This window comes from Pseudomonas sp. RA_5y_Pfl1_P24, from assembly GCF_963970945.1.
In the GTDB taxonomy this organism is placed as follows: Bacteria; Pseudomonadota; Gammaproteobacteria; order Pseudomonadales; family Pseudomonadaceae; genus Aquipseudomonas; species Aquipseudomonas tritici.
Genome location: NZ_CAXAOJ010000009.1, coordinates 327,471 through 353,158, shown reverse-complemented (window position 1 = coordinate 353,158; position 25,688 = coordinate 327,471). Strand labels below are relative to the sequence as shown.

At 61.0% G+C, this 25,688-nt stretch carries 23 protein-coding genes; 9 read left to right on the top strand and 14 right to left on the bottom strand.

Going from position 1 to position 25,688, the window contains the following annotated elements:
- Positions 1-230 (top strand): hypothetical protein (locus tag AACY30_RS18090; protein ID WP_339540858.1); only part of this gene is annotated, 230 nt, incomplete at its 5' end.
- 4 nt (positions 231-234) lie between these two features.
- Here AACY30_RS18090 and preA read toward each other — a convergent pair.
- The 3 genes from preA to hydA form a co-directional block, all read right to left on the bottom strand.
- Positions 235-1,509, bottom strand: a complete 1,275-nt coding sequence (gene preA, locus AACY30_RS18085; protein ID WP_339420064.1) for an NAD-dependent dihydropyrimidine dehydrogenase subunit PreA — start codon at positions 1,507-1,509, stop codon at positions 235-237.
- On the bottom strand, positions 1,509-2,876 hold the full coding sequence (locus AACY30_RS18080; protein ID WP_339540857.1) for an NAD(P)-dependent oxidoreductase: 1,368 nt from the start codon (positions 2,874-2,876) through the stop codon (positions 1,509-1,511). Before AACY30_RS18080 ends, preA begins: the two co-directional genes overlap by 1 nt.
- A 78-nt stretch (positions 2,877-2,954) precedes the next feature.
- Positions 2,955-4,394 carry a dihydropyrimidinase gene (gene hydA / locus AACY30_RS18075; protein WP_339468921.1) on the bottom strand — a complete coding sequence of 480 codons (1,440 nt, stop codon included), beginning with the start codon at positions 4,392-4,394 and terminating at the stop codon, positions 2,955-2,957.
- Positions 4,395-4,985: 591 nt separating this feature from the next.
- Between hydA and AACY30_RS18070 the strand changes: the two genes are divergently transcribed.
- Both AACY30_RS18070 and AACY30_RS18065 read left to right on the top strand, forming a co-directional pair.
- Positions 4,986-6,473 carry an NCS1 family nucleobase:cation symporter-1 gene (locus AACY30_RS18070; RefSeq protein WP_339540855.1) on the top strand — a complete coding sequence of 496 codons (1,488 nt, stop codon included), beginning with the start codon at positions 4,986-4,988 and terminating at the stop codon, positions 6,471-6,473.
- Between the two features lie 82 nt (positions 6,474-6,555).
- Positions 6,556-7,839, top strand: coding sequence for a Zn-dependent hydrolase (locus AACY30_RS18065; protein ID WP_339468918.1), 1,284 nt, complete (start codon positions 6,556-6,558; stop codon positions 7,837-7,839).
- An 11-nt stretch (positions 7,840-7,850) separates the two neighbouring features.
- Here AACY30_RS18065 and AACY30_RS18060 read toward each other — a convergent pair whose 3' ends face one another.
- Both AACY30_RS18060 and AACY30_RS18055 read right to left on the bottom strand, forming a co-directional pair.
- Positions 7,851-8,348, bottom strand: coding sequence for an Lrp/AsnC family transcriptional regulator (locus tag AACY30_RS18060; protein ID WP_016974875.1), 498 nt, complete (start codon positions 8,346-8,348; stop codon positions 7,851-7,853).
- 121 nt (positions 8,349-8,469) lie between these two features.
- Positions 8,470-9,516, bottom strand: a complete 1,047-nt coding sequence (locus tag AACY30_RS18055) for an ornithine cyclodeaminase (protein WP_339468917.1) — start codon at positions 9,514-9,516, stop codon at positions 8,470-8,472.
- A 267-nt stretch (positions 9,517-9,783) separates the two neighbouring features.
- On the opposite strand from AACY30_RS18055, the gene AACY30_RS18050 reads away from it, so the two are divergent.
- Positions 9,784-10,677, top strand: a complete 894-nt coding sequence (locus tag AACY30_RS18050) for a GNAT family acetyltransferase (protein WP_339468916.1) — start codon at positions 9,784-9,786, stop codon at positions 10,675-10,677.
- Between the two features lie 83 nt (positions 10,678-10,760).
- On the opposite strand, the gene AACY30_RS18045 is transcribed toward AACY30_RS18050, so the two are convergent.
- The 5 genes from AACY30_RS18045 to AACY30_RS18025 all read right to left on the bottom strand — a co-directional run bounded on the left by AACY30_RS18045 (position 10,761) and on the right by AACY30_RS18025 (position 16,916).
- Positions 10,761-11,780 carry a branched-chain amino acid aminotransferase gene (locus AACY30_RS18045; protein WP_339468915.1) on the bottom strand — a complete coding sequence of 340 codons (1,020 nt, stop codon included), beginning with the start codon at positions 11,778-11,780 and terminating at the stop codon, positions 10,761-10,763.
- Positions 11,781-11,977: 197 nt separating this feature from the next.
- Positions 11,978-13,357, bottom strand: coding sequence for a dihydrolipoyl dehydrogenase (gene lpdA / locus AACY30_RS18040; RefSeq protein ID WP_339540853.1), 1,380 nt, complete (start codon positions 13,355-13,357; stop codon positions 11,978-11,980).
- Positions 13,358-13,360: 3 nt separating this feature from the next.
- A complete protein-coding gene (locus AACY30_RS18035) occupies positions 13,361-14,620 on the bottom strand; it encodes a dihydrolipoamide acetyltransferase family protein (RefSeq protein ID WP_339420082.1) in 1,260 nt (419 codons plus the stop codon).
- Entirely contained in the window at positions 14,621-15,679 is a 1,059-nt protein-coding gene (locus AACY30_RS18030) for an alpha-ketoacid dehydrogenase subunit beta (RefSeq protein ID WP_049709033.1), read from the bottom strand.
- A gap of 1 nt (position 15,680) precedes the next feature.
- Complete coding sequence (locus AACY30_RS18025) at positions 15,681-16,916, bottom strand: 3-methyl-2-oxobutanoate dehydrogenase (2-methylpropanoyl-transferring) subunit alpha (protein ID WP_339420084.1); 1,236 nt, start codon at positions 16,914-16,916, stop codon at positions 15,681-15,683.
- Between the two features lie 195 nt (positions 16,917-17,111).
- Here AACY30_RS18025 and bkdR point away from each other — a divergent pair, with 195 nt between their 5' ends.
- Positions 17,112-17,600, top strand: coding sequence for a Bkd operon transcriptional regulator BkdR (gene bkdR, locus AACY30_RS18020; protein WP_049709031.1), 489 nt, complete (start codon positions 17,112-17,114; stop codon positions 17,598-17,600).
- A gap of 67 nt (positions 17,601-17,667) precedes the next feature.
- Here the strand turns inward: bkdR and AACY30_RS18015 are convergent, their stop codons facing one another.
- Positions 17,668-18,531, bottom strand: coding sequence for an MBL fold metallo-hydrolase (locus tag AACY30_RS18015; protein ID WP_339420086.1), 864 nt, complete (start codon positions 18,529-18,531; stop codon positions 17,668-17,670).
- 168 nt (positions 18,532-18,699) lie between these two features.
- Here AACY30_RS18015 and AACY30_RS18010 point away from each other — a divergent pair, with 168 nt between their 5' ends.
- Entirely contained in the window at positions 18,700-19,944 is a 1,245-nt protein-coding gene (locus tag AACY30_RS18010) for an NAD(P)/FAD-dependent oxidoreductase (protein ID WP_339436221.1), read from the top strand.
- Entirely contained in the window at positions 19,945-20,751 is an 807-nt protein-coding gene (locus AACY30_RS18005) for a sulfite exporter TauE/SafE family protein (RefSeq protein WP_339468911.1), read from the top strand.
- Between the two features lie 34 nt (positions 20,752-20,785).
- On the opposite strand, the gene AACY30_RS18000 is transcribed toward AACY30_RS18005, so the two are convergent.
- A complete protein-coding gene (locus AACY30_RS18000) occupies positions 20,786-21,433 on the bottom strand; it encodes a YceH family protein (RefSeq protein ID WP_339420092.1) in 648 nt (215 codons plus the stop codon).
- A 115-nt stretch (positions 21,434-21,548) separates the two neighbouring features.
- Here AACY30_RS18000 and AACY30_RS17995 point away from each other — a divergent pair, with 115 nt between their 5' ends.
- Positions 21,549-22,058 carry a DUF1993 domain-containing protein gene (locus tag AACY30_RS17995; protein ID WP_339468910.1) on the top strand — a complete coding sequence of 170 codons (510 nt, stop codon included), beginning with the start codon at positions 21,549-21,551 and terminating at the stop codon, positions 22,056-22,058.
- Positions 22,059-22,121: 63 nt separating this feature from the next.
- Here the strand turns inward: AACY30_RS17995 and sstT are convergent, their stop codons facing one another.
- On the bottom strand, positions 22,122-23,342 hold the full coding sequence (gene sstT / locus AACY30_RS17990; RefSeq protein WP_339468908.1) for a serine/threonine transporter SstT: 1,221 nt from the start codon (positions 23,340-23,342) through the stop codon (positions 22,122-22,124).
- A gap of 239 nt (positions 23,343-23,581) precedes the next feature.
- Between sstT and AACY30_RS17985 the strand changes: the two genes are divergently transcribed.
- The gene (locus AACY30_RS17985) at positions 23,582-24,739 is read left to right on the top strand and encodes an MFS transporter (RefSeq protein ID WP_339468907.1); all 1,158 of its coding nucleotides are present in this window, start codon (positions 23,582-23,584) and stop codon (positions 24,737-24,739) included.
- A 4-nt stretch (positions 24,740-24,743) separates the two neighbouring features.
- Here the strand turns inward: AACY30_RS17985 and nhaR are convergent, their stop codons facing one another.
- The gene (gene nhaR, locus AACY30_RS17980; RefSeq protein WP_339420099.1) at positions 24,744-25,646 is read right to left on the bottom strand and encodes a transcriptional activator NhaR; all 903 of its coding nucleotides are present in this window, start codon (positions 25,644-25,646) and stop codon (positions 24,744-24,746) included.
- Between the last annotated feature and the right edge of the window lie 42 nt (positions 25,647-25,688).

Sequence of the window (25,688 nt, the reverse complement as noted above, 5' to 3'; positions counted from 1 at the left end):
GGGGCGAAGCGTTTTGGGTTACTTTTGGCGCTCTTCCAAAAGTGACTCGCCGTAAGGGCGAAACCCTAAGTAGCCGTTACCGCAGAAATGGATATGTACTCATTCCAACCACACCGCATGGTCAGCCAGAGGCCGCCATCGCAGGCAAGCCAGCTCCCACCGTTGAGCGCATTGTTCCTGAAGGAATGCAGTCGAATGTGGGAGCTGGCTTGCCTGCGATAGCGATCTAGAGCGCTACACAGCCTCTCGATAGGGATTCCTCGGATCTTGCGTCCAGTTCAAATACGGCTTGCCCGAGTCGATCGGCACCATCTCGATGCAGTCGGCCACCGGGCAGGTGATCTGGCACAAATTGCAGCCCACACATTCATCATCGATCACTTCGTACTTATGCGTGCCATCCGCCAATTTCAAACTGGCAATCGCCTGGTGCGACGTGTCCTCACAGGCAATATGGCAACGCCCGCAGCCAATACAAGCTTGCTGATCGATCTTCGCAATCACCTGGTAGTTGATGTCCAGGTACTTCCAATCCGTCGTATTGCCCACCGCGCGCCCGGAAAATTCCTGCAGGCTGGCGTAACCCTGACTGTCCATCCACCGCGACAGCCCGTCCTTCATCTCTTCCACAATCCGAAACCCGTGCAGCATTGCCGCCGTGCACACCTGCACCGCGCCACAGCCAAGGGCAACGAATTCCGCCGCGTCGCGCCAGTTGCCGATGCCGCCAATGCCACAGATCGGCAGGCCCTGTGTCTGCGGGTCACGGGCGATTTCGGCGACCATGTTCAGCGCAATCGGCTTAACCGCCGAACCGCAGTAACCGCCGTGGGTGCTTTGTGTGCCAACCACCGGGAGCGCGACCATGCGTTCCAGGTCGACGCTGGTGATGGAATTGATGGTATTGATCAGCGACACCGCATCCGCGCCACCGCGATACGCCGCGCGCGCGGCCACGCGAATGTCGGTGATATTCGGCGTGAGCTTGACGATCACCGGCAGCGAGCAATACGTCTTGCACCAACGCGTGACCTGCTCCACATACTCCGGCACTTGGCCGACCGCCGCACCCATGCCGCGCTCGGGCATGCCATGGGGGCAGCCGAAGTTCAGCTCGATACCGTCGCAACCGGTGGCTTCCACCCGCGGCAGGATGTTTTTCCAGGATTCCTCAACGCACGGCACCATCAGCGACACGATCAACGCGCGGTCGGGCCAGTCCTTTTTCACCTGGGTGATTTCCCGCAGGTTGATCTCCAGCGAGCGGTCAGTGATCAGCTCGATGTTATTGATGCCCAGCACTTCACGGTTGGCACCGTAGTGCGCCGAGTAGCGTGACGACACGTTGACCGCCGCCGGGTCTTCGCCCAGGGTTTTCCACACCACGCCGCCCCAGCCGGCTTCAAACGCACGGACCACGTTGTAGGCCTTGTCGGTGGGCGGCGCGGAGGCCAGCCAGAACGGGTTGGGGGCTTTGATACCGGCGAACACAATCGAGAGATCTGCCATTACGCTGCCTCCACGTTCAGCATGAGTTGGGCGTGCATGGCTTCAGCGGCCAGCTTGCCGTGTTGCACTGCCTGCACGGTGAGGTCCTGGCCAAGGCTGACGCAATCGCCGCCGGCGTATACGCCGGGAATGCTGGTGCGCAGCTGTTCATCGACGAAGATTCTTTCACCGACACGCTGCAGTTGCTGGGCCAGCGGATCGTGCAGCGCCTCGCTGTCAAACCCTTGGCCGATGGCCTTGAAGATTGCATCGGCGGCCAGCTCGAAGGTTTCGCCGGTGGGGTGCAGGCGCCCGTTTTCCATGCGCGTGCGCTGGAAGCGCATGCCGCGCACGTGGCCCTGCTCATCCAGCAGCACTTCTTCAGGCTGGGCCCAGGTCAGCAGGCGGACCTGGTTGGCTTTGGCGATGTCCTGTTCGTGGTGGGTGGCGCCCATATCTGCCAACCCTCGACGGTAAACGAGGTTCACATCACGAGCACCGAGGCGGGCCATTTGCACGGCCATGTCGATGGCGGTGTTGCCGGCACCGAGCACGATGCAGCGGTCGGCCAGGGGCAGTTGGGTCAGGTCGTCGGCTTGGCGCAGCTCGCGGATGTAGTCGGTGGCGGCGAGCAGGCCGGGAGCGTCCTCGTGGGCTAAACCGAGCTGTTTACTGGCGGCCAGCCCGAGGCCGAGGAAGACTGAGTCGAATTGCTGGTGCAGGTCGCTCAAGGTCAGGTTGTCGCCCAGGCGCTGGCCGTGGCGGATCTCGATGCCGCCAATCTGCAGGAGGAAATCCAGTTCCTTCTGCGCGAAGTCATCCACCAGTTTGTACTTGGCGATCCCGTATTCATTCAGGCCACCGGCTTTTTCCCGTGCTTCGAAAATCACCACGTCATGGCCGTGCAAGGCGCTGCGGTGGGCACAGGCCAAGCCTGCCGGCCCGGCGCCGACCACGGCGATGCGCTTGCCGGTAGGCGCGGCGCGGTGGAAGGGGTGTTCGCTGAAGTGTGCATTGTCGATTGCATAACGTTGCAGCAAGCCGATCAGCACCGGGGCGCATTCTTCGGCGTTGTTACGCACGCAAGCTTGCTGGCAGAGGATCTCGGTGGGACACACCCGAGCGCAACTGCCGCCAAGGATATTGGCCGAGAGGATCTTCTGCGCGGCGCCTTGCACGTTTTCGGTGTGGATGTTGCGGATGAACGACGGAATGTCGATTTCGCTGGGGCATGCGTTCACGCACGGTGCGTCGTAGCAATACAGGCAGCGCGAGGCTTCCAGTTGGGCCTGGCGGGCGTTGAGCGGCGGCGCCAGGTCGGTGAAATGGCTGGCGAGCGTGGGTCCATCCTCAGCGGGATGGGGGAGGTGGGTCAGGGTCTGGATCACGGTGTTGGCCTCACGGTTATTGAGGTGCTGCCTCTGATGGGCATTGGTTTTTTGGTGCCTGTGCTCGCGAATGCGATATCAGCGGTTCACAGCGACTGGCTTGGAATACGCCGCCCGCTTGCTCAACTGCTCAAACACCGCCGGATACGCCGGCCGCTCCACATACCGCCCGGCACCGCGTTCGGCACGCAGGTCGCCATCGGCCCAGACCAGCTTGCCCTGGCTGATGGTATGGCTCGGCACGCCGCGCACGGTTTTGCCTTCGAAGATGTTGAAGTCGACTTTCTGGTGGTGAGTCTTGGCGGAAATGGTCCGTGTACCCTCGGGGTCCCACAGCACCAGATCAGCATCGGCCCCCACGCGGATCGCGCCTTTGCGCGGATAAAGGTTGAAGATCTTCGCGGTATTGGTGGAGGTCAGCGCAACGAACTCCTGCATCGACAGGCGCCCGGTGTTGACCCCTTCATCCCACAGCAGCGCCATGCGGTCTTCGATCCCGGCAGTGCCATTGGGGATCTTGCTGAAGTCGTCACGGCCAGCGGCTTTTTGCTCGGCGCAGAAGCAGCAGTGGTCGGTCGCGGTGGTGTGCAGGTTGCCGGACTGCAAACCATGCCACAGCGCTTCCTGATGCCCGCGCGGGCGGAAGGGTGGGCTCATCACGTAGCCGGCGGCGGTCTGCCAGTCAGGGTGCTGGTAGACGCTGTCATCCAGCAGCAAGTGGCCGGCGAGTACTTCGCCATAGACCGGTTGGCCTTTGCTGCGTGCGTAGGTGATTTCATCCAGCGCTTCCTTGGTGGACACGTGCACCAGGTATAACGGCGTGCCGATGGTTTCGGCGATGCGAATGGCGCGGCTGGCCGCTTCGCCCTCTACCTGCGACGGGCGCGACAGCGGGTGCGCTTCCGGGCCGGTGATGCCCTGGGCCATCAGCTTGCGTTGCAGGTGATACACCAACTCGCCGTTCTCAGCATGCACCGTGGGCACCGCGCCCAGTTCCAGGCAGCGTTCGAAGCTGGCGACCAGGGTGTCATCTGCCGCCATGATCGCGTTCTTGTAGGCCATGAAGTGCTTGAAGCTGTTGATGCCGTGGTGGCTGACCAGTTCGGCCATTTCCTCGCGCACCTGCTCGCTCCACCAGGTGATCGCGACGTGGAAACCGTAGTCGGACGCGGATTTTTCCGCCCAGCCCCGCCACAGGTGAAACGCTTCCATCAAGGGTTGCTGCGGGTTGGGAATCACAAAGTCGATGATCGACGTGGTGCCCCCCGCCAGGCCTGCTGCCGTGCCACTGAAAAAGTCTTCACTGGCCACGGTCCCCATGAAGGGCAATTGCATATGGGTATGGGGGTCGATGCCGCCGGGCATCAAGAATTGGCCGCTGCCGTCGAGTGTTCCAGTGCCGGCGGGAATATCCAGATTCGTGCCAATGGCCCGAATGAGACCGCCTGCGCATAAAACATCGGCGCGGTAACTTTCATCATGGGTAATAACAGTGGCGCCACGGATCAACAGCGACATGTCGAGTTCCTCACAGGCTTGACCGGCTTGTGCCAGCTCTAAGTGTTGTAATGCTGCTTACCGATGGCGGGTTAATTCCTGTCATCAGTGACAGGAATAGAAACTAGCCCGAGTTTTTCGATTGGGCAAGAAGATTTTTTATAAGCTTATTCAATTATTAACCTATTGATTTATATAGATAAAATATAAAAATCACCAAAATGTAGCGTTCACTCACCATTTTGACGCACTTGACAGGTTCATAAATTGAGCAACATTTCTTATTGCAAATCAGGCGCTTGAGACATGCCTCTTGACGGGGGAGGGAAATAAAAATAATTGTGTTGCACCAGATTGAGTCCTGAGGGTTCTGACAACTTTCGTATTGTTTAGCCTGAGCAGTGCGGCAAGTACCGCGGGATAAATCGGAAAGCTGATAAACATCAGCACGTTATATAAGCGGTGCGGGTTCAAGGTGGGGTGTCGGCACGGATATTGAGTGCAGTGGCGGCTGGCCGGGCCCGTGATGTCATGTTGTTTACGAGGTACTCCGGCCATCCAGCGCACAGCGTTGGATGAGCAAAAATAATTCGAAAAAACCGTGGAGCGGCCATGCAACAGAACAGATCGCAAGTCATTGAACGCAACGGCCTGTACGAATTAGACGCCGGCCCCGACGTCCTCGACAGCCCTCGCTACAACCACGACATGGCACCGTCCAAGGTGCACGAACGCACTTGGAACAAGTGGCACATCACCGCGTTGTGGGTCGGCATGTCGATCTGCGTGCCCACCTATACGCTGGGCGGGGTGCTCACCGCGTATTTCGGGTTGTCGGTGGGTGAAGCGCTGGTGGCGATCCTGCTGGCCAATATCGTGGTGCTGATCCCGTTGACCCTCAACGCCTTCCCTGGCACCAAGTACGGCATACCGTTTCCGGTGTTGTTGCGTTCGTCGTTTGGCATTCTTGGTTCGAACGTGCCGTGCCTGATCCGGGCGCTGGTGGCGTGCGGCTGGTTTGGTATCCAGACGATGTTTGGCGGGCTAGCGATTCACCTGTTCCTGGGCTCGATTTTCGAGGGCTGGAAGTCCCTTGGCGGCACCGGCGAGGTGATCGGGTTCATGATTTTCTGGACGCTGAATCTATGGGTGGTACTGCGCGGCGCCGAGTCGATCAAACGCTTGGAAACCCTGTCGGCACCGCTGCTGGTGGCAGTGGGGATTGGTCTGCTGGTGTGGGCGATGCCTAATGTGTCGATCAGCGAGTTGATGGCGATTCCACCCAAGCGCCCCGAAGGTGCGAGCCTCACCGGTTACTTCATGGCCGGCCTCACGGCGATGGTGGGTTTCTGGGCGACATTGTCGCTGAATATTCCGGACTTCAGCCGTTACGCCAAAAGCCAGAAAGACCAGATTTTCGGGCAGATCTTCGGCCTGCCGCTGACCATGTTCCTGTTCGCCTCTCTTGGTGTGATCATGACCGCCGCGTCGGTAAAACTGGTGGGTGTGAGCGTGTCCGACCCGGTGACCCTGATCGGCCATATCCAGAGCCCGGTGTGGGTCGCCGTGGCGATGGCGCTGATCATCGTCGCGACGTTGTCCACCAACACCGCCGCGAATATTGTTTCGCCCACCAATGACTTTCAGAACATCGCGCCCAAGCTGATCAACCGCACCACCGCCGTGATGCTCACCGGTCTGGTCGGGTTGGCGTTGATGGGGCATGAACTGCTGAAGAAGCTCGGGCTGATCGTTTCCGATGTAAGCCTGGAAACCGTCTACTCCAATTGGTTGCTGGGTTATTCAAGCCTGCTGGGACCGATCGCCGGGATCATGGTGGTGGACTACTTCATCACCCGCAAACAACAGCTTGATCTCGCAGGTCTGTACCGCGACGACGTGTACCCGGCGTGGAACTGGAGCGGGTTTATCGCGTTTGGCGTGCCGGTGGTGATGACCCTGCTGTCGCTGGGCAGTGATGCATTCAGCTGGTTCTACAGCTACGGCTGGTTTACCGGATCGGCGCTGGGTGGGTTGTTGTATTACGGCCTGAATGCCCTGCGTGGTGTCAGCCCGGCCACCGCCAAATTGCCTTTATAAACACGGTCAATGTGGGAGCAGGCAAGCCAGCTCCCACAGTTGACCGAGTCAGTTCATAAGAATATAGCCTGAGGAGATCCCCATGAACGCTGCCCTCGACGTTCTGCAATCCACCCATCAGCACATCAACCGCGACCGCCTGTGGCAGTCGTTGATGGACCTGGCCAGACTCGGCGCCACCCCCAAGGGCGGTGTGTGTCGCCTGGCGCTCACCGACCTTGATCGCAAGGCCCGCGACTTGTTTGTGCAGTGGTGTGAAGAGGCGGGTTGCACTGTGACCGTCGACGGCATCGGCAACATCTTCGCCCGTCGCCCGGGGCGCAACCCCAACCTGCCGCCAGTTATGACTGGCAGCCATATCGACACCCAGCCCACCGGCGGTAAGTTCGACGGTTGCTTCGGTGTGCTGGCGGGGGTGGAGGTGCTGCGTACGCTCAATGACCTCAAAGTGGAAACCGAGGCGCCGTTGGAAGTGGTGGTGTGGACCAACGAAGAGGGCTCGCGCTTTGCGCCCTGCATGATGGGCTCGGGCGTGTTTGCCGAGAAATTCACCCTGGCGGACACCCTGGCCAAGGTGGACGTGGACGGCGTCAGCGTGGGCGACGCGCTGAACGCGATTGGCTATGCGGGTTCGCGGCCGGTCAGTGGGCACAAGGTAGGCGCCTATTTCGAGGCGCATATCGAACAGGGGCCGATTCTTGAAGACGAGAAAAAGACCATTGGCGTGGTGCTGGGTGCCCTTGGGCAAAAGTGGTTTGACCTGAAACTACGCGGCGTTGAAGCGCACGCGGGACCGACGCCGATGCACCTGCGCAAGGATGCCCTGGTGGGCGCGGCGGCGGTGGTGGCGGCGGTCAATGCGGCGGCGCTTGGGCATCAACCGCATGCGTGCGGCACCGTTGGCTGCCTGCAGGCTTACCCCGGTTCGCGCAACGTCATTCCGGGGGAAGTGCGCATGACCCTGGACTTCCGTCACCTGGAGCCGGTGCGGCTGGACTCGATGATTGCCGAAGTACGCAAAGTGATCGATGAAACTTGCGCCAAGCACGGTTTGAGTTTCGAGATGGAACCTACGGCAGATTTTCCACCCCTGTATTTCGACAAGGGCTGCGTGGACGCTGTGCGTGATGCCGCGAATGGGCTGGGGTTGTCGAACATGGACATCGTCAGCGGGGCAGGGCATGACGCGATCTTTGTTGCCGAACTGGGCCCGGCGGGGATGATTTTTGTGCCCTGTGAAGGCGGCATCAGCCATAACGAAATCGAAAACGCCGCACCGGATGACTTGGCGGCGGGGTGTGCGGTGCTGCTAAGGGCGATGGTGGCCGCGTCGGCGGCCATCGCCAGCGGCAAACTGGCGGCCTGAATGGCGCCCGCTCAGGCCAATTCGGTGGCGGTGTTTTTCACCACCGCCAACTCCGGATGCGCCACCAATTTATCAATGTGCAACTCGTCATTGTTCAACCAGGTCTCGGTCAGTACCCGGTAATGCTCCATGTCTCGGCAGCGCATGCGCAGGCTGTAGTCAAACGGGCCGCTGATCAGCTGGCACTCGAACACCTGCGGGCAGGCCTTCACACAGGCTTCGAAGGCTTTCTGCGCCGAACGCCCGCTCTGGTTGGACAAGGCCACCAACACCAGCAACGACAGGCCTGGTGAAACCATCTGCACATCAATGATCGCCCCATACCCACGGATCACCCCGCGTCGCTCCAGCTTGCGCACCCGCTCCAGGCAGGGCCGGGGCGTGAGGTGCACCAGCGACGAGAGCTTTTCGTAGGTGATACGCCCCTGGTGCCGCAGCACTTCGATGATGGCTTCATCGATGCGGTCCAGCGCAGGGGAAGAATGGGGTCCGTTGGCCTTGGTATCCATGGTTTTCACTTCAAACGGTTGAGAAAAAATGGCGGCAAACGCCTCGCGTTTGCCTGACCCGTCACATGGTACGGCCTTCCTGCGTCAACGTCTGTATGCGGTCGAGGGCTTGCAGCACGCCTCAGGCGCGCTTTTTCTGCTGCGCGCGCGGCTGCTGCGCCAGGCGTGCGAACAGGTCTTTCGGATCCGCCAGGTCCGGCACCAGCGCCAGGTCGCTGCCCACGTCCAGCGCCTTGGCCACGTCCAACACGTAGCGCAGGGCCGAGTAATCTTCGATGGCAAAACCCACCGAATCGAACAGGGTCACTTGGCGCGCGTTTTCGCGGCCGGGCTGCTGGCCGTTGATCACTTGCCAGAGTTCAGTCACCGGCGAATTGTCCGGCATGTGCTGGATTTCACCTTCGATGCGGCTTTGCGGTTCGTACTCGACGATCACCCGGGCGCGCTCGACGATACGTCGGTCCAACTCGGTCTTGCCGGGGCAGTCGCCACCGACCGCGTTAAGGTGCATGCCGGGTTCGATCATGTCATCGGTGAGGATAGTGGCATAGGCCTTGTCGGCGGTGACGGTGGTGACGATGTCCGCACCTTTCACGGCGTCGGCCACGCTGCTGGCCAGGATCACCTTGATCGCCGGGAACGCCTTGAGGTTGGCCGCCAGTTTGGCGGTGGCCTTGGCATCGATATCGAACAGGCGGATCTCATTGATGCCAAGCATGGCATGGAAGGCCAGGGCCTGGAATTCACTCTGCGAGCCGTTGCCGATCAGCGCCATGCTGCGGCTGTTGTCGCGGGCCAGGTAGCGGGCGACCAGGGCCGAGGTGGCGGCAGTGCGAATCGCGGTAGTCAGGGTCATTTCCGCCAGCAGCACCGGTTTGCCTGTGTCGACATCGCCCAGCGCGCCAAAAGCCATCACGGTGAGCATGCCGGCCAGGGTGTTCTTCGGGTGGCCATTGACGTACTTGAAGGCATACAGCGACGCGTCGGATACCGGCATCAGTTCGATCACGCCATCCGGTGAGTGGTTGGCCAGGCGCGCGCATTTTTCGAAGTCCTGCCAGCGCAGGTAGTCGGCGCGGATGTACTCGGCCATCTCGGTGATGCAGGTGGGCAGGCTTTTTTGCGAGACCAGGTAGCAGAGGTCGTTGACGTCGATGTAGCGGGTCATGTGAGGCTCCTTGTTATTCGAGGGTACGTCCAACGTTTTCTGCTGCGCGTGAGGCGGCACGGCAGGCAGGTGCAGTCGGGTTATTGTGTGGGTTATCTGCGGATTTTCCCGGCTGAAACGCAGGGATGGCTCAGCCGGGAAAGCTGAAAAGTGCGGTCCGTCAGCCGAATCGGCTGTGAAAGTGAGATGTGATCGAAATGGGGGAGCTGGCTTGCGCCTGCATTGGTATTGTGGTGTCAGGTCTAGCGCCGCCAGTCAGGAGGAATCATGTCGACCGCAGTACGTCTTGCCCAACCCGCCGATGCCGAGGGGATCAGCCAGGTCATCCTGGCGGCTTTGCACAGCAGCAATGCACGGGATTACCCGGCGGATGTGATTGCGCGGGTTGCGACCAACTTTACCCCGGAGGCCGTGCTGGCGCTGCTCACGCGCCGGGTGGTGCTGGTGGCGATCAAGGATCAGGTGATCGTTGCCACGGCGGCCCTGGACGCCAATGTCGTGCGTTCGGTGTTCGTCAATCCGGCGCTGCAAGGGCAGGGCATTGGCCGGCTATTGATGATCGAGATCGAACTGCGCGCCCGTGAGGCCGGGGTCACGGTACTGAGTGTGCCGTCATCGCTGACCGCCGAGCCGTTCTATACCAAACTGGGGTTTTACACCGTGCGCGATGTTTACCATGGCAACGAGCGTACGTTGGTGATGGAAAAGGCGCTGCTGTCCCGGCATCCCATAGGCCCGTATCGCGACCGTCAGCATCGCGCGCAGGTGGTTGCGTTGTGGCAGGAGGCTTTTGGTTACGAGACGGCGCATAACCTGCCGAGGCTCGCGATCGATAAGAAGCTGGCGGTCAACGATGGGCTTTTTTTCGTCGCGACGGATAAAAAGGTCGTGATCGGTACGGTGCTTGCCGGGTATGACGGGCATCGTGGGTGGCTGTATTCGGTGGCGGTGCACGCAGATTATCGCCGGCATGGCCTGGGTTCCTCGCTGGTGAGGCATGCGGAACAGGCGTTGACTGCCTTGGGTTGTATGAAGATCAACCTGCAGATCACCGGGGGGAATGATGCGGTGGTGGGGTTTTATGAGGCGCTGGGGTATGGGGTGGAGCCGAGAATAAGTATGGGGAAGAAGATTGCGGGGAATATTCCGGCTCAATCTTAAGAACACTGGAGATCCAATGTGGGAGCGAGCAAGCCCACTCCCACATTGGTTTTGTGGTGTTGCCGGTGTTGCGGGTGTTCTGGTTAGACTTTGACGATCCAGCCTTCTGGGGCTTCGACTTCGCCGGTCTGTACGCCGGTCAGCTCTTTGTAGAGCTTCTGGGTGATCGGGCCGACTTCGGTTTCGCTGTGGAACACATGCAGCTTGCCGTTGTACTGGATGCCGCCGATTGGCGAGATGACCGCAGCCGTACCGCAGGCGCCGGCTTCCTTGAACTGGTCCAGCTTGTCGATGAACACTTCGCCCTCGACCACTTTCAGGCCCAGGCGGGTCTGGGCCAGTTCGATCAGCGACAGGCGGGTGATGCCTGGTAGCACCGAAGGCGACTTCGGCGTGATGAACTGGTTGTCGTGGGTGATCCCGAAGAAGTTGGCCGAGCCGACTTCTTCGATTTTCGAGTGAGTCATCGGGTCCAGGTAGATCGCATCGGCGAAACCGGCTTTTTTCGCTTCCGAACCTGGCATCAGGCTGGCGGCGTAGTTGCCACCCACTTTGGCAGCACCGGTGCCTTGTGGCGCGGCGCGGTCGAAAGTGGAGATCTGGAAGTTGTGTGGCACCAGGCCGCCTTTGAAGTAGGCGCCGACCGGGATCGCGAACACCGAGAAGATGAACTCCGGTGCGGTACGTACGCCGATGTTGTCACCGGTGCCGATCACGAATGGGCGCAGGTACAGCGCGCCGCCACTGCCGTACGGCGGGATGAACCGCTCGTTGGCCTTGACCACTTGTTTGCAGGCGTCGATGAACACGTCGGTCGGCACATGCGGCATCAGCAGACGGGCGCAGCTGCGCTGCATTCGGGCGGCGTTCTGGTCCGGGCGGAACAGGTTGATCGAGCCGTCCTTGCAGCGGTAGGCCTTGAGGCCTTCGAAGCATTGCTGACCGTAGTGCAGGGCGGTGGAGCCCTCGCTGATGTGCAGCACGTTGTCGTCGGTCAGGGTGCCTTCTTGCCATTCGTCGTTTTTCCAGACCTGGAGAAACCGCTTGTCGGTCTTGATGTAGTCAAAACCCAGCTTGTCCCAATTGATGCTTTCGTTACCCATGACACCCTCTATCTCTGGTCAACCGCCTGGTCAGAGGCAGGCTTGTCGGTTTTTTTCTGGATGGGCGCAACAATACTTCATTCTTGCTTTATGTGGGAGCGGGCTTGCTCGCGAATGCAGAGTGTCAGTCAGTGCGCCTGTGACTGATCCACCGCATTCGCGAGCAAGCCCGCTCCCACAGGGGAATTGCATCAGAATTACAGGTGTAGGGCGTGGCCCAGGGCCCTTAAAGCGGCTTCCTGGACGGCTTCGCCGAGGGTCGGGTGAGCGTGGATGGTGCCGGCAACGTCTTCCAGGCGTGCGCCCATTTCCAGGCTCAGGCCGAACGCGGTGGACAGTTCCGAGACGCCAGCGCCAACCGCTTGCCAGCCGACGATCAGGTGATTGTCACGGCGTGCAACGACGCGCACAAAGCCGGTTTTCGACTCCAGGGTCATGGCCCGGCCATTCGCGGCGAACGGGAAGCTCGACACGATGCAGTCCAGGCCGGCAGCCGTGGCCTCGTCTGGGGTCTTGCCGACCACCACCAGTTCCGGGTCGGTAAAGCACACCGCCGGGATCGCGGCCGGGTTGAATTCGCGGGATTTACCGCTGATCAGTTCGGCCACCATTTCGCCCTGAGCCATGGCGCGGTGTGCAAGCATCGGTTCGCCGCTCAGGTCGCCGATGGCCCATACGTTGCGCATGCTGGTCTGGCAGTGCTTGTCGATCTTGATCGCCGCACCGTTCATGTCCAGGTTCAGCGCTTCGAGGTTCCAGCCCTGGGTATTGGGTTTGCGGCCCACGGCGACCAGCACTTGGTCCGTTTCCAGCGACAACGTGTCGCCATTCGGATCGCGCACTTGCAGGCAGTTGTCCGCAAAACCGGTGACGCTGTGCTTGAGGTACAGCTTCACCCCCAGTTGCTTGAGGGATTCATTCACGGGTTGGGTCAGCTCGGCGTCATAGGCTGGCAGGATGCGGTCCTGGGCCTCGACCACACTGACCTCGGCGCCGAGCTTGCGGTAGGCAATGCCCAGCTCCAGCCCGATATAACCCCCACCTACCACGATCAGCCGCTTGGGCACGCGTGTCGGTGCCAGGGCTTCGGTGGAGGAGATGATCGGCCCGCCAATCGGCAGCATCGGCAAGTTGACGCTTTTCGAACCGGTGGCCAGCAACAGGTGTTCGCACTGAATGCGCTGGTCGCCGACGTCGACGGTTTTGCCGTCCACCACCTTGGCCCAGCCGTGGATCACTTGCACCTTGTGTTTCTTCAACAGCGCAGCGACGCCCGTGGTCAGGCGGTCGACGATGCCGTCTTTCCATTCCACGCTTTTGCGGATGTCCAGGGTCGGCACATCCACTTCAATGCCCAGTGTCGAGTTCTGGCTGTGGTGGATGGTTTGCTGGAATTGCTCGGCCACGTGGATCAAGGCCTTGGACGGAATGCAACCGATATTCAGGCATGTGCCGCCGAGCGCCTGGCCTTCCACCAGGAGGGTCTGGATGCCCAGTTGGCCGGCGCGAATCGCTGCCACATAACCGCCAGGGCCGCCGCCGATAATCAGCAGTGTGGTATTCAACGTCTGAGACATGCCTTACTCCAGAAACAAGCTGGCGGGTTGTTCGAGCAGGCCACGAATGGCCTGGATGAATTGCGCCGCGTCCATGCCATCGACCACGCGGTGATCGAAGGAGCTGGAGAGGTTCATCATCTTGCGCACCACGATCTGGCCCTTGATCACCATTGGCCGTTCGACGATGCGATTGACGCCAACGATGGCCACTTCTGGCAGGTTCAAGACCGGCGTGCTGACAATGCCGCCGAGTGCACCCAGGCTGGTCAACGTGATGGTGGAACCTGACAGCTCATCGCGGCTGGCCTTGCCATTGCGCGCGGCGGTGGCCAGGCGTGCGATTTCCTCGGCATTGCCCCACAGGCTGCGGGCTTCGGCGTGACGTACCACCGGCACCATCAAGCCGACGTCGCTCTGGGTGGCGACGCCCACATGCACCGCGCCGAGGCGGGTGATGACCTGGGCTTCGTCGTCGTATCGCGCATTGATCTGCGGGAAGTCACGCAGGGCCACAACCATGGCGCGCACGATGAATGGCAGCAACGTCAGCTTGCCGCGCGTGGCGCCGTGTTTCTCGTTGAGGTGCACACGCAGCTCGTCGAGGGCGGTGACGTCGATCTCTTCCACATAGCTGAAATGCGCGGCGCGCCGGGTGGCGTCCTGCATGCGCTGGGCGATCTTGCGGCGCATGCCGATCACCGGGATCTGTTCTTCGACGTTGCGTTCGGCGTAGGGGTTGGCTGCGTTTTTATTTTGCGTCGGACTCTGGAGCAAGTAAGCCTCCAAGTCTTCGTGCAGAATCCGGCCCGCCGGGCCAGAGCCCTGGACCAGGCGCAGCTGAATCCCGGCGTCCAATGCGTGTTTGCGCACAGCCGGGGAGGCCAGCGGACGTTCGTCGGCTTCACGTGCAACAGGCGCCTGGGCCGCGATCACCGGCGCAGGTTTGCTCTCAACCGCCACCGGCGCAGGCTTGGCCTCCACCACAGGGGCGGCCTTCGGCGCTTCCTTCGCGGCGGGCGCTTCCTTGGCGTTGCCGGCACCTTCCACTTCAATACTGATCAAGATACTGCCCACGGCCATGACTTCGCCTGGCTCGCCGCCGAGGGAAATCACCTTGCCATGCACCGGCGAGGGGATATCCACCATCGCCTTGTCGGTCATTACATCCGCCAGCACCTGGTCTTCGACGACCATGTCGCCGACCTTCACGTGCCAAACCGACAATTCAACTTCTGCGATGCCTTCGCCGATGTCCGGCATCTTGATAACGTGCGTGCCCATTCAGACCTCCATGACCCGTTTCAACGCCGCGCCCACGCGGGACGGTCCAGGGAAATACGCCCACTCCTGCGCGTGCGGGTAGGGGGTGTCCCAACCGGTCACGCGTTCGATCGGCGCTTCCAGATGGTGGAAGCAATGCTCCTGAACCAGCGCTACCAGCTCGGCGCCAAAGCCGCAGGTGCGGGTGGCTTCGTGCACCACCACACAACGGCCGGTTTTTTTCACCGACTTGACGATGGTTTCCAGGTCCAGTGGCCATAGGCTGCGCAGGTCGATGACTTCGGCGTCGATGCCGGTTTCTTCGGCGGCGACTTGCGACACATACACAGTGGTGCCGTAGGTCAGCACGGTGACGGCCGAACCGGGACGCACGATGGCGGCCACGTCCAGCGGCACGGTGTAATAACCGTCCGGGACTTGCGCTTGCGGGTGTTTCGACCACGGGGTTACCGGGCGGTCGTGATGGCCATCGAACGGGCCGTTGTACAGGCGTTTTGGCTCAAGGAAGATCACCGGGTCATCGTTTTCGATGGAGGCGATCAACAAACCCTTGGCGTCATACGGGTTGGACGGCATGACCGTGCGCAACCCGCAGACTTGGGTGAACACCGCTTCGATACTTTGGCTGTGGGTCTGCCCCCCGTAGATACCACCGCCACACGGCATGCGCATGGTCAACGGTGCGGTGAACTGGCCGGCCGAGCGATAACGCAGACGCGCGGCTTCGGAGATGATCTGGTCGGTGGCGGGGTAGACATAGTCGGCGAACTGGATCTCGGCGACCGGGCGCAGGCCGTAGGCACCCATGCCCACCGCCACGCCGATAATGCCGCTTTCGGAGATCGGCGCGTCAAACACGCGCGAGCTGCCGTATTTGGTCTGCAAGCCTTCGGTGCAACGGAATACGCCGCCGAAATAGCCCACGTCCTGGCCGAAAACCACCACGTTGTTATCACGTTCAAGCATCACGTCCATGGCCGAGCGCAGCGCCTGGATCATGGTCATGGTTGTGGTGGTCATGGCGGTTTCCACTTCAATACTGTTGTTGTGATCGTTCATGTCAGATCCCCAACGCTTGACGCTGGCGCTTCAAGTGCTCCGGCATCTCTTTGTAGACGTCTTCGAACATGGTCGCGGCGCTTGGAATCTGGCCGCCGGCGAGGGTGCCGTGCTGTTCGGCTTCTTTCTGCGCCTTGACCACTTCGGCCTCAAGTTCGGCACTGACCGCCGCGTGTTCCTCTTCGGACCACTGGCCAATGCGGATCAGGTGCTGCTTGAGGCGGGCAATCGGGTCGCCCAGTGGGAAGTGGCTCCAGTCATCGGCTGGGCGGTATTTCGACGGATCATCAGAGGTGGAGTGCGGCCCCGCGCGGTAGGTGACCCACTCGATCAGCGTCGGCCCGAGGTTGCGGCGCGCACGCTCGGCGGCCCAGGCGGAGGCGGCGTACACCGCGATGAAGTCGTTACCGTCCACGCGCAGGGAGGCGATACCGCAACCCACGCCGCGTCCGGCGAACGTTGTGGCTTCACCGCCGGCAATGGCCTGGAAGGTGGAGATGGCCCACTGGTTATTCACCACGTTGAGAATCACCGGCGCGCGGTACACGTGGGCGAAGGTGAGGGCAGTGTGGAAGTCGGACTCGGCGGTGGCACCGTCGCCGATCCAGGCGGAGGCGATCTTGGTATCGCCCTTGATCGCCGAGGCCATGCCCCAGCCCACGCCTTGGACGAATTGGGTGGCGAGGTTGCCGGAAATGGTGAAGAAGCCGGCGTCTTTTACCGAATACATGATCGGCAACTGGCGGCCCTTGAGCGGGTCACGCTTGTTGGACAGCAGTTGGCAGATCAGGTCGACCAGCGGCACCTCGCGCGCCATCAGGATGCTTTGCTGGCGGTAGGTGGGGAAGCACATGTCGTCGATGTTCAAGGCCAGGGCCTGGGCGCTGCCGATGGCTTCTTCGCCAAGGCTTTGCATGTAGAAAGACATTTTTTTCTGACGCTGGGCGACCACCATGCGGTTGTCGAAGATCCGCGTCTTGAGCATGGCACGCATGCCTTTGCGCAAGATCTCCACGGGGACACCTTCAGCCCACGGGCCCAGGGCCTGGCCCTGGTCGTCGAGCACGCGTATCAGGCCTTTGGCAAGGTCGGCGGTGTCGGCAGGTTCTACGTCGATGGCGGGTTTTCGCACCAGGCCCGCGTCGGTCAGGCGCAGGTAGGTAAAGTCGGTCTTGCAGCCTGGGCGGCCCGAGGGTTCAGGGACGTGCAGGCGCAGTGGTTCATACTGCTGGGTCATGGCTTTCTACGCTCTATCTTGTGAATTTCTTGTAGTGGGCGCGCTAGCTGACAGTCAGTCTCCGGGTAGGAGAAATCTTGTCCTACAACAATCATAGGCGGGGCGTAGAAGAATATTTATCTGTGTTTCATTGCGCTCGGGATCATTTGCGGATAAAAAAACTGCATAAACATAATAAACAGGTGATTTTGTCTCATGCGCAAACTGGATCGTACTGATATCGGCATTCTCAACGCTTTGCAGGAGAACGCCCGCATCACCAACGCCGACCTGGCCCGCTCAGTCAACCTGTCGCCCACGCCGTGTTTCAACCGGGTGAAGGCGATGGAAGAATTGGGCTTGATTCGCGACCAGGTGACCTTGCTGGACGCCGACCTGCTGGGGCTGCACGTCAACGTGTTCATCCACGTGAGCCTGGAAAAACAGAATGAGCTGGCGTTGCAACAGTTCGAAGGCGCGATCGCCGACCGTCCGGAAGTGATGGAGTGCTACCTGATGGCCGGCGACCCGGACTACCTGATTCGCGTGCTGGTACCGACGATCCAGTCACTGGAGCGCTTCATGATGGACTTCCTGACCAAAGTGCCAGGCGTCGCCAACATCCGCTCCAGCTTCGCCCTCAAGCAAGTGCGTTACAAAACCGCACTGCCGCTGCCCGCCAACGGCATCAACCTGGGCGGCTGATAATTAACTGAATCACCGCGGGCCAAATGTGGGAGCAGGCAAGCCAGCGACCACAGGGTTAAACGTTTCAAAGTTGATTGAGTGGGATCTTCAGGTAAGTCACCCCATTGCTCTCTGCCGGCGGCATATTTCCCGCTCGCACGTTCACCTGGATCGCCGGCAACAGCAACGTCGGCATCCCCAGCCCCGCATCGCGCGTTGTACGCATCTCTACAAATGCCGCCTCATCCACCCCGTCGTGCACATGAATGTTACCCGCGCGCTGCTCAGCCACGGTCGTCAGGCATTTCGCCTCACGCCCCTCAGGCGGGTAGTCATGGCATACGTACAATTGAGTCTCCAAAGGAAAGGCCAGCAACTTGCGCATCGACGCATACAGTTGCCGCGCATCCCCACCGGGAAAATCACAACGCGCCGTGCCCACATCCGGCATGAACAACGTGTCACCCACCAGGATCAACCGGTCGTCGATCAAATAGGCCATGTCCGCAGGGGTATGACCGGGCACATGCAGGGCCTGGGCCTTGATGTTGCCGATGTGAAACACCTCATCCGGCGCAAACAAGTGATCGAACTGCGAGCCGTCGGCACGAAACTCCGGCTCGAGGTTGAACAGGTTCTTGAACACGCCCTGCACTTTGCTGATGGACTGACCGATGGCGATCTTGCCGCCCAGCGTGCGGCGCAAGTACGGCGCGGCGGACAGGTGATCGGCATGGGCATGGGTTTCCAGCAGCCACTGCACCTGCAAGCGATGTTCACGCACATAGGCGATGACTTTGTCGGCCTGGCGTGTGTCGGTGCGCCCGGAGGCCGGGTCGTAATTGAGCACCGAGTCGACGATGGCACAGGGGCCATCATCTGCTTCATGTAGGACATAGGTGTAGGTCGACGATGCCTCATCCAGAAAGGCTTGAATCAAAGCGGGCATGGCGGCGGTCCTTGGTAGCGGATTGCGGCTTACATTCGAGATGTTTTCCACATAGGCTTGCGAGCTTAAGGGAAAAAAACGGTCCGAGGCAAAGGATCGACCTGTAACGGGACGTGACGCCATACGGCAACGCCCCTTGTGTGCATTGACGATAAAAGGCGATAGACCATGACCGAACAACACTGGGGCCCTACCATCAGTGGCGATATCGTCGTCATCGGCGGCGGCTCGGCGGGCATCGGCCTGGTGGCCAGCCTGCTCAAGCGCGACCCCCAACTGAATATCACCCTGATCGAACCGAGTGAATACCATTGCTACCAGCCTGCCTGGACGTTGGTCGGCGGCGGCGCATACGACGTCAAAAAGACCCGCCGGCCACTGGCCGACGTACTGCCCAATGGCGTCACCTGGGTGCAAGCCGCCGTCACCGAACTGCTGCCGGACGAGCAAACCCTGGTCCTCGACAGCGGCCAGCGCGTCAGCTGGAACAACCTGATCGTCTGCCCCGGCCTGCGCCTGGCCTGGGAAAAAGTCGAAGGGCTGCAGGACACCCTCGGCCAGCATGGCGTGACGTCCAACTACAGCTACGAGCACGCTGCCTATACCTGGCAGTTGGTGCAGCAACTCAAGGGCGGCAAGGCGATCTTCACCCAGCCGGCCATGCCGATCAAATGCGCGGGTGCGCCGCAAAAGGCCATGTACCTGTCCTGCGATCACTGGCTAAAACAGGGCACTCTGAAAAACATCGACGTTGAATTCAACCTGGCCGGTGCAGCACTGTTTGGTGTGGCGACCTTTGTGCCACCGTTGATGAAGTACGTGGAAAAATACAACGCCCGCCTGGCGTTCAACGCCAACCTGGTGAAAGTCGACGGCCCGGCCCGCAAGGCCTGGTTCGAAGTGAAAGACGCCGAAGGCAGTGTCAGCGTTGAAGAAAAATCCTTCGACCTGCTGCACGTGGTCCCACCGCAGGTGTCCCCGGATTTCATCAGCCAAAGTCCATTGGCTGACGCTGCCGGCTGGTGCGAAGTGAACCCCCATAGCCTGCAACACCTGCGCTACCCGCACATCTTCGGCCTGGGTGATGTATGTGGCACCACCAACGCCAAGACCGCCGCCGCCGTGCGCAAGCAGATCGTGGTGGTCGCCGAGAATCTGCTGGCCCTGCGCAAGCAGGCGGCGCTGCCGCTCAAGTACGACGGTTACGGTTCGTGCCCGTTGACGGTGGAGAAGGGCAAGGTGGTGCTCGCCGAGTTCGGCTACGGCGGCAAGTTGCTGCCAACCTTCCCCCTCGACCCGACCCAGGCCCGACGTTCGATGTGGTTCCTCAAGGCCACCTTGCTGCCGTGGTTCTACTGGAACGGCATGCTCAAGGGCCGCGAGTGGCTGACCCGTCTGAGCAAGGTGGACTGAATGCTGCTGGCCAGTGTGTTGGGATTATTGATGGGCTTGGTCATGGGCCTGACGGGCGCGGGCGGCGGCATCCTTGGCGTGCCGGCGCTGGTGCTGGGCTTGGGCATGAGCATGACCCAGGCTGCGCCGGTGTCGCTGCTTGCCGTCGGCGCGGCGGCCGCGGTGGGGGCGATCGACGGTTTGCGCCATGGCTTGGTGCGCTACCGCGCCGCGTTGCTGATCGCCTTGCTTGGCGCGCTTTTTTCGCCAGTGGGGGTGTTTCTCGCCCACCAGTTGCCGGAAGCGGTGTTGATGGGCCTGTTCAGCGCGTTGATGCTGCTGGTGGCCTGGCGCATGTTGCAGCGCGAAAAGTGCGACGCCGGGCCGAGTGACCATGGCACCGCCTCCTGGGGCCAGAAGAACTGCATGCTCAACCAGCAGACCGGGCGCTTCGCCTGGACCGCCAAATGCAGCGCGACCCTGGCCGCCCTCGGCGCGGTGACAGGGGCTGTATCGGGCTTGCTCGGCGTGGGCGGCGGCTTCCTCATCGTGCCGGCGTTCAAGCAACTGACCGATGTGCAGATGCGCGGAATTGTCGCCACCTCTCTGATGGTGATCAGCCTGCTCTCGCTGGTCGGTGTTGCTGGCGCGTTTCATGCGGGGGTGCGCATCGAGCCGGTGGGCTGGGTATTTATCGGCGCAAGCATCGTCGGCATGTTGGCGGGTCGACGCCTGTGTTCGGTAATCCCTGCGCGCGCCTTGCAGGTCGGGTTTGCCAGCCTGTGCGTATTGGTGGCCGCAGGCATGCTATTTAACGCCTTGATCTGAAACGGTGGCGAGGGAACTCGCCACAAGGATGCCGTCAGCCCTGTTCCAACTGAGCCAGCCGCTCTTCAAGCGCCGCGATCCGCGCTTCAAGTTCTTCAAGGCGGTCTACCGAAACCCCAGCCCCGCGCTCCACCGGACTGCCACGCGCCGCGAGTATCAATTCGATATCGGCCGGATCACCCAGCGCATGGGTGTAGCGATCTTCGCGCTGGCCCGCCTGACGCGGCACCAACACCGCCAGCCCTCGCGCAATCAGGCGCTCAAGTTGATGCACCACCTGTTCGGCATCTTCGAAATCATGCATGCGCCCGCTGCGGGTCAGCAGTTCATTGACGGTCTGCGGCCCGCGCAAAAACAGCAGCCCGGTCAGGATCACCTGCGCCGGCACCAATTCCAGCGCCTTGTCCACGCGATGCTCCCAGCGGTCGGCGCGGCTGCCCATCACCAGGCGGGTAAAACCTTGGCCTTCCAGCGCGCGCAGGCTTTGGCCGACCTGGCCCTGGCTCAGGTTCATCACCGGCTCGCGGCTGGTCTTCTGGTTACAGGCCAGGACCAGGGCATTGAGGGTCAGGGGATAGGTTTCCGGGTTGGTCGCCTGTTTTTCGATCAGGCAGCCCAAAACGCGGATTTCCGTGCTGTTCAGGCGCGGCTCAGGGGTGTCGGTGTCGTGCTCGGCGGTCATCGCGCTTTCCCTATGCAGTGAGCTGCCTAGCCTAATCCTGAAAAAATAAAAGACAAGCGATGGGCATGGCTATAATCGCCGCTGGTTCCAATCCTGCCATTACTGCGAGACTGCCATGACTATTTCCCTGTACGCCGCTTCCATCCCAGTCTTCAAGCAAATGCTCACCGCCCTGAGCGGCGTGCTGACCAAAGCCGAAGCCCACGCCACCGCCAACAACATCGAGCCGAACGCCTTGCTGCAAGCGCGCCTGTTCCCGGACATGTTCCAACTGGTGCGCCAGGTGCAGATCGCCGTCGACTTCGCCAAGGGCGTGTCCGCACGCCTGGCCGAGATCGAAGTGCCGAAATATGAAGATACCGAAGTCACCTTCGCCGACCTGCAAGCGCTGATCGCCAAGGTCCTGGCGTTTGTCGACACCCTTAAGCCTGAGCAAATCGACGGCAAGGAAGGCATCGAGATCATCACTCGCCCAGGCACGCCTAAAGAGAAGCGCTTCAGCGGCCAGTCCTACCTGCTGACCTACGGCCTGCCGCAGTTCTTCTTCCACGTCACCACCGCTTACGCTTTGCTGCGTCATAACGGTGTGGACGTGGGCAAGCGCGACTACATGGGCGCGTTCTAAACACCCATAAAAAAACCGGGGCGGTTCATTCAAGAACCGCCCCGGTTTTTTTATGCGCGGCGTTTAAGCCGGTTGTTCTTCTTTGCCCAGGCATGCAGCTGCGGTGAACAGCACGTCGGTAGAGGAGTTGAGCGCTGTTTCCGCCGAATCCTGCAGCACGCCGATGATGAAGCCTACGGCCACTACCTGCATCGCGATTTCACTGGGAATGCCAAACAGGCTGCACGCCAGCGGGATCAACAGCAGCGAACCGCCCGCGACCCCGGATGCGCCGCAGGCGCAGACGGCTGCAACCACGCTGAGCAGCACCGCGGTAGGCAGGTCGACGGCAATGCCCAAGGTGTGCACGGCGGCCAGGGTCAGCACGGTGATGGTGGTCGCGGCACCGGCCATGTTGATGGTGGCACCGAGCGGGATCGACACCGAGTAAGTGTCTTCATGCAGGCCCAGGCGCTTGCTCAACGCCAGGTTGACCGGGATATTCGCTGCGGAGCTGCGGGTGAAGAACGCGGTGATCCCGCTTTCACGCAGGCACAGCAGCACCAGCGGGTAAGGGTTGCGACGCAGTTTCCAGAACACGATGGCCGGGTTGATCACCAGCGCCACAAACAGCATGCAGCCGATCAGCACCACCAGCAGGTGGGCATAACCGAGCAGGGCGCCAAAACCGGAAGTGGCCAGGGTCGAGGCCACCAGGCCGAAAATGCCCAGCGGCGCAAAGCGGATCACTACGCGCACAATCAGCGTGACCCCGTTGGACAAGTCATCCAGCACCGTGCGGGTGGTTTCGCCCGCATGGCGAATGGCAATGCCCATGCCGATGGCCCAGGCCAGGATGCCGATAAAGTTGGCATTCATCAGTGCGCTGATCGGGTTGTCCACCACACTTAGCAACAAGCCTTGCAACACCTCGCCAATACCACCTGGGGCACTGAGCGTCGCATCGTGGGTGGCGAGTACCAGTGGCGAGGGGAACAGTGTGCTGGCGATCACGGCCACCACTGCAGCGGCAAACGTGCCCAGCAGGTACAGGAACAGGATCGGTTTGATATGGGTTTCCTGGCCATGCTTGTGGTTGGCGATCGACGCCATCACCAGCACAAACACCAGGATCGGTGCCACAGCCTTGAGCGCCGCGACGAACATCTTGCCGATAAACCCGGTGGCTTTCGCCGCCTCGGGCAGCAGCAAGGCCAGCAGAATGCCCGCGATCAGGCCAATGACGATTTGCGTGACCAGGCTGACGCGCGCTAGTCGTTGCAGGAGGGAAGGGGCAGCAGTCATAAGCAGTTGTCTCTAGTTTTTTTAGTGGGGCGCAGCATTGCAAGCAGGGAGGGTGTAGGAAGCAGGCGCGGAGTCTAGCATGCTGTAGGAAATGTCCCTGTCGGTGCGGCATTCCGTCACCCGCGTTCTTCGGTTTTCGCCCAGCCCGACAGACTCTGTTAAGATTCCGGCCTCTCACGTTTCCTATCCTTCAGCGAGCCCTCCGGGTTGTCGTTGATGTCGTTGTTTCTGGAGTTTTCATGCTGTTTCCCATTCTGCTCCTGTCGGCCGCTGGCTTTACTGTGCTGACCACAGAATTCGTCATCGTCGGCCTATTGCCGTCCATCGCCCGCGACCTGAATGTCAGCGTGTCCCAGGCCGGGCTGCTGGTGACGTTGTTTGCGTTCACCGTGGCGGCGTTCGGCCCGTTTCTGACGGCCTATTGCGCGCGTTTCCCACGCAAGCGGCTGTTTATCAGCATTTTGATCATGTTTGGCGTGGCCAATACCGTGGCGGCACTGGCACCGAACATCTGGGTGATGGCGGTGGCGCGGTTGATTCCGGCGCTGGGTTTGCCGGTGTTCTGGGCGCTCGCCAGCGAAACGGCGGTGGACATCGTCGGCCCCGAGTTCGCTGGGCGCGCCATCGAGAAGATTGGCTTCGGTATCGTCTGCGCTACGGTGTTCGGCATTCCGGTGGGCACGCTGATTTCCGACATGTTCGGCTGGCGCAGCGCGTTTGCCATTCTTGCGGTGGTGGCGGTGGCCAAGGCCTTGTTGTTGTTTATCTACCTGCCAGTGACGGCGCCGAAGCACGATGAAGTGACGTTGCGCTCGCAATTCAAGATCCTGCGCAACCCGCTGATGCAGGGCCATATCCTGCTGTCCATCCTGGTGTTCAGCGGCATGTTCACCGCTTACACCTACCTGGCAGACATCCTTGAGCGCCTGGCCGGGTTCGATGGCACGTTGGTGGGCTGGTGCTTGATGGGCTTTGGCGCGGTCGGTTTGATTGGCAATTCGTTGGGTGGGCGCGCGGTGGATCGCCATCCGTTGATCGCGTCCATGCTGTTCTGCGGCTTCATGATCGCCGGCATGGTGGCACTGGTGCCGGCGATTCACTCCACCGTCGGCCTGGCGGCGGCGATGGCGGTGTGGGGCGTGACCCAGGCGGCGATGTTCCTGGTCAGCCATGTACGACTGATGAAAGCCGCCCCCCATGCGCCTGCGTTTGCTGCGTCGCTGAATATTGCCGGGGCCAATCTGGGGATCGGCCTTGGGGCGCTGGTCGGCGGCCATGTGATCGACACACTCGGCCTGGGCAGCCTGGGTTTTGCGGCGTCCGGGTTTATCCTGCTGTCGATCCTGCTGGCATTGTGGCTGATGACCGCCAAGCAACCGGTCGCCTCCAACGCCTGATCCGTCAGGACGGGGGGGTAAACAACTCCCGCCGAGCACCTTCGGTAATCGCCACGATGCCGGGGTGCTTGACCTTGCGTTCCACCGAGATCGCGTAGAAGGACTCGGTCACCGCGACGGTCTGGCCAATCAGTGCAACGCCGTACTGGCGCACCACCTCATCGGCGATCACGCTGGGGGCGATGAAGATGCCGCTGCCGGACTGGCCAAACGCCTGCATCAAGGCGCTGTCATCGAATTCACCGATGATCCGTGGTTGAATCTGTTGCTCGGCAAACCAGCGCTGCAAACGGCTGCGCACGACGGTTTCCGCACCCGGAATCAATAGTGGTGCGCCATGCAGGCAGTGTGGGAAGTCGCCGCTATATCTGTCAGCCAAGGCTTGGGTGGCGAAAAAACTGATGCCACATTCTCCCAGCTTCTGGCTGTAGCCTTTGATATCCAGGTGCGTCGGCATGGGGCTGTCGGAAATCACCAGGTCCAGGCGCTGGATCGCCAGGTCAGCCAGCAGGCGTTCGAGTTTGTCCTCGCGGCACGTGATGCGGATCGGCTCGCTCAGCTCCATGGTCGGCGCGATCAGCCGGTAGACGATGGATTTGGGCACCACGTCCGCCACCCCGACGCGAAACTGGATCTGTTGTTCGTCGGGTTGTGCGCGCAGCATGGCTTCCAATTCATTACCGGTCTGGAACATCTGCTCGGCATACGGCAAAGCCTGGCGCCCGGCTTCAGTCAGCTCCAACTGGCGACCGACGCGCTGAAACAGCGCGACACCAAAGGTCTGCTCAAGCAGGCTGATCTGCCCGCTGATGGTCTGGGGCGTGAGGTTAAGCTGCTCACAGGCGCGCACGATGCTGCCAGTCTTGGCCACCACCCAGAAGTAGTGCAGTTGTCGGTAATTGAGCATGGCGGCCATCACTTCGTAAAAAGCGAAGTATACGCGGGGAAA

Excerpts from the sequence above, each read along its gene's own strand:
- preA (WP_339420064.1), bottom strand. The coding sequence starts at position 1,509 with ATGGCAGATCTCTCGATTGTGTTCGCCGGTATCAAAGCCCCCAACCCG.
- hydA (WP_339468921.1), bottom strand. The coding sequence starts at position 4,394 with ATGTCGCTGTTGATCCGTGGCGCCACTGTTATTACCCATGATGAAAGT.
- AACY30_RS18070 (WP_339540855.1), top strand. The coding sequence starts at position 4,986 with ATGCAACAGAACAGATCGCAAGTCATTGAACGCAACGGCCTGTACGAA.
- AACY30_RS18065 (WP_339468918.1), top strand. The coding sequence starts at position 6,556 with ATGAACGCTGCCCTCGACGTTCTGCAATCCACCCATCAGCACATCAAC.
- AACY30_RS18060 (WP_016974875.1), bottom strand. The coding sequence starts at position 8,348 with ATGGATACCAAGGCCAACGGACCCCATTCTTCCCCTGCGCTGGACCGC.
- AACY30_RS18055 (WP_339468917.1), bottom strand. The coding sequence starts at position 9,516 with ATGACCCGCTACATCGACGTCAACGACCTCTGCTACCTGGTCTCGCAA.
- AACY30_RS18050 (WP_339468916.1), top strand. The coding sequence starts at position 9,784 with ATGTCGACCGCAGTACGTCTTGCCCAACCCGCCGATGCCGAGGGGATC.
- AACY30_RS18045 (WP_339468915.1), bottom strand. The coding sequence starts at position 11,780 with ATGGGTAACGAAAGCATCAATTGGGACAAGCTGGGTTTTGACTACATC.
- lpdA (WP_339540853.1), bottom strand. The coding sequence starts at position 13,357 with ATGTCTCAGACGTTGAATACCACACTGCTGATTATCGGCGGCGGCCCT.
- AACY30_RS18035 (WP_339420082.1), bottom strand. The coding sequence starts at position 14,620 with ATGGGCACGCACGTTATCAAGATGCCGGACATCGGCGAAGGCATCGCA.
- AACY30_RS18030 (WP_049709033.1), bottom strand. The coding sequence starts at position 15,679 with ATGAACGATCACAACAACAGTATTGAAGTGGAAACCGCCATGACCACC.
- AACY30_RS18025 (WP_339420084.1), bottom strand. The coding sequence starts at position 16,916 with ATGACCCAGCAGTATGAACCACTGCGCCTGCACGTCCCTGAACCCTCG.
- bkdR (WP_049709031.1), top strand. The coding sequence starts at position 17,112 with ATGCGCAAACTGGATCGTACTGATATCGGCATTCTCAACGCTTTGCAG.
- AACY30_RS18015 (WP_339420086.1), bottom strand. The coding sequence starts at position 18,531 with ATGCCCGCTTTGATTCAAGCCTTTCTGGATGAGGCATCGTCGACCTAC.
- AACY30_RS18010 (WP_339436221.1), top strand. The coding sequence starts at position 18,700 with ATGACCGAACAACACTGGGGCCCTACCATCAGTGGCGATATCGTCGTC.
- AACY30_RS18005 (WP_339468911.1), top strand. The coding sequence starts at position 19,945 with ATGCTGCTGGCCAGTGTGTTGGGATTATTGATGGGCTTGGTCATGGGC.
- AACY30_RS18000 (WP_339420092.1), bottom strand. The coding sequence starts at position 21,433 with ATGACCGCCGAGCACGACACCGACACCCCTGAGCCGCGCCTGAACAGC.
- AACY30_RS17995 (WP_339468910.1), top strand. The coding sequence starts at position 21,549 with ATGACTATTTCCCTGTACGCCGCTTCCATCCCAGTCTTCAAGCAAATG.
- sstT (WP_339468908.1), bottom strand. The coding sequence starts at position 23,342 with ATGACTGCTGCCCCTTCCCTCCTGCAACGACTAGCGCGCGTCAGCCTG.
- AACY30_RS17985 (WP_339468907.1), top strand. The coding sequence starts at position 23,582 with ATGCTGTTTCCCATTCTGCTCCTGTCGGCCGCTGGCTTTACTGTGCTG.
- nhaR (WP_339420099.1), bottom strand. The coding sequence starts at position 25,646 with ATGCTCAATTACCGACAACTGCACTACTTCTGGGTGGTGGCCAAGACT.